Source organism: Sphingomonas sp. CCH9-F2 (assembly GCF_001556735.1).
Classification (GTDB): domain Bacteria; phylum Pseudomonadota; class Alphaproteobacteria; order Sphingomonadales; family Sphingomonadaceae; genus Sphingomonas; species Sphingomonas ginsenosidimutans.
This window is the reverse complement of record NZ_LSJO01000384.1, coordinates 1-2,674: the sequence shown is the minus strand read 5'-3', so window position 1 is coordinate 2,674 and position 2,674 is coordinate 1. Positions and strand designations below refer to the sequence as shown.

3 protein-coding genes are annotated in these 2,674 nt (G+C 64.8%); all 3 read right to left on the bottom strand.

All coding sequences use genetic code 11. From position 1 onward, the window contains the following. Positions 1-290, bottom strand: a 290-nt coding sequence (locus AX685_RS11155) for an alanine--tRNA ligase-related protein (protein ID WP_231738801.1), incomplete at its 3' end; no start/stop codon positions are given. A gap of 57 nt (positions 291-347) precedes the next feature. Next, positions 348-971 carry a class I SAM-dependent methyltransferase gene (locus AX685_RS11150; protein ID WP_328587029.1) on the bottom strand — a complete coding sequence of 208 codons (624 nt, stop codon included), beginning with the start codon at positions 969-971 and terminating at the stop codon, positions 348-350. Positions 972-1,224: 253 nt separating this feature from the next. Next, a complete protein-coding gene (locus AX685_RS11145) occupies positions 1,225-2,580 on the bottom strand; it encodes an IS1380-like element ISKpn23 family transposase (protein ID WP_003168745.1) in 1,356 nt (451 codons plus the stop codon). Positions 2,581-2,674: the final 94 nt, after the last annotated feature.

Genomic DNA, 2,674 nt, shown 5'->3' with positions numbered 1-2,674 from the left:
CTGAAATTCCCCAGCATCTCGAAGAAGGTATGGTGCCGCGCGGTATAGCCGACATTGTCGAGGTCGTTGTGCTTGCCGCCCGCCCGCACGCATTTCTGCGCGCTCACCGCGGTGGAATAGGGCCGTGTCTCCAGCCCGGTGAATACGTTCTTGAACGGCACCATGCCCGCGTTGACGAACATCAGCGTCGGGTCGTTCTGCGGCACCAGCGGCGCGCTGGGCACGATCGCATGGCCGTTGCCGCCGAAGTAATCGAGGAAGCTGCGGCGAATGTCGTTGGTCGAGGTCATGCGCGGGGACTTAATGCGGAGTGGCGGCGGTGACTAGCGGGTCTATCTCGCCATCCGTCACCCGTGCCGCGCTTCACCCCATTCGTTCCACCCCAGCGATCGCGGTGTCCTGGGCAGGTACATGCTGTCGAGGCGGTCGACCCGGAACCCGGCGGCGCGCAGCATGGCCGCGGGCGGCCGCGTCAGATGGCATCCCCCGGCGAGACGCTTCCACAACGGCTCGATCCGCTGCTGCCACCGCGTCACCGCAGCGTCCGGCGCCAGCCCATGTTCGCAGAAGATCAGCCGCCCGTCCGGCCGCAGCACCCGCTTCGCCTCGTGCAGCGCCGCGCCGGCATCGTCGACCGAGCACAAGGTAAAGGTCGTGACGACGGTGTCGAAGGAATCGTCCCCGAACGGCAGCGCCTCGGCCGCGCCGTCGAGCACCCGCACCGTCAGTCCCTCGGCGCGCGGCGCCGCTTCGGCCCGCGCACGCAGTTCGGCCGAAGGATCGACGCCCACCACCTCGCTCACCGCGGCGGGATCGTAGAAGGTCAGGTTCAGCCCACCGCCGATGCCCAGTTCCAGCACGCGGCCACGCGCGCGCGGCACCACTTTCGCGCGCTGCCGCATCACCGGTTTGCTCGCACAGGCGCAGCCGATCAGCCGCGGCATGACATGACGGTCGTAGAACGAAACCACAATTATCCTCCCTGGGTCGGATCGACATTCAGCATACATTCCCCAAGTGGCATGCCGTCTGACGTGAGTTTCGCCTGAATCCGACCGCAGGACAATCATTTTCCGTCCCGAGCGGCGTCGTCGGGCGCGCAAGGCGCTGAGACAGGGCAGATCGGCCCGCGAAGCCGCCGTGTTGTGCCCTGGTGGCGGTGTTTTTCAGCGCAGCGGACAGACCCATCCTGCCGTTTTCGTTCAGTTTGGGCGTGGATGGCGGTCATGCGCATAGCGGAGGCGCTCGCAATCGGCGGATGGCGGCGAGGATGGCGCGGACCATCGGACCGGTGACGGCCACCTCGGCCAGCTGGAAGGTGATGGCGCGGGCATGGCGGACGACACGTGCCCCGATCTTGATCAGCTTCAGTTGCAGGCTGGTCAACGACCAGTCGGCCATCGTCTCGGGCAACTCGATGCAGCGCAAGAAGATGGCCAGGTTGTAGGCCAGCGCATGCAGTTGCAGTCGCACCTCATTGTCGCGGAACTTCCGGCATGACAGCCGCGTCCAGTGGAAGGCATATTTACCTTCCTTGATGTGCTGCTCGGCGGTGCCGCGCTGGTTATAGAACCGCACCACCCAGTCGGGCTCCATCGGCAGGTTGGTGACGATGAAGCCGACACGCGGGAACAGTTCGCCCGGATGCCATTCGATCTTGGCGATCACCCGGCGTTCCTTGTCCCAGGATGCCGCCTGATACTCGAAGTCTTCGTAGAAGCGCTTGACCTTGGTCAGCGAAGGTCGCCCGACAGGGCGCGTCAGCCGATGCGCGATCTTCTCGCGCAGGACGTTGTTCGCAGGCAGCCGGATGGCGTAGAAGAATCGGGCTTCTTCCAGCCGCTCATAGATCGCGGGGATCGCGTAGGCGGCGTCAGCCCGGAAGAACCGGCCGCAAAGGTCGCGCTCCGCGTAGCGGGCGATGACGGGGTCGAGAACGTCCCGCCAGCCATCGGCGCTGTGGACGTTGCCATGGCGCAAGGCGCAGCGCTCCAGCATGCCGAACTGGTTGAACAAAAAGTTCGGGTGATAGCAGGTGCAGTCGAAATGCCCGTTCCAGGCCGCGCCCTCCTGATCGCCATGGGTGGGGCTGACCGAACTGTCCATGTCCAGAACGATGTACTTCAGCCCGTTACGGTCATGGAACCGGTCGATCCATTGGCCATTCAGGTCGGCCAGCGCGGCACGGTTCTCGGGCTGTGCCAGTGTCTCGGTCTCGAACCGTCCCATCTGCGAGGCCGAGGCCGCTTGCGCATCGACAGCCCTTCCACCCACGACCTGGCGCATCACCGGATCGAGGGCCAGGCGGTCGGCGTCGTTCACATCCTCGTATCCGGCCAGTCGCCCGAACACCGATTGCCGGAACAACCCGTCAAGCCGGTGGACCGTGTTCTTGCCGCGCCGGGTGTCGCGCAATGCTTTTGCCGCCAGATCGGACAGCCCGAGCGCGTCATCCAGCTCGCGCATCACCAGCAGGCCGCCGTCGGAACTGAGCTGCGCACCTCGGAACTCCACATGCACCCGGCGGTCGAACTCGACCCGATCTGCCCGCTTCGAACCCGCACCCTCTGGGTGATCCATCAAACGCGCCCCTCACGGCCATCAACACCATGATTTATATCGGAAATATTGAGATCCTGACAGCAAAATCAGCGATTTACTTGGGGAATGTGGG

Coding starts and splice junctions, on each gene's coding strand:
- AX685_RS11145 (WP_003168745.1), bottom strand. CDS start 2,580: ATGGATCACCCAGAGGGTGCGGGTTCGAAGCGGGCAGATCGGGTCGAG.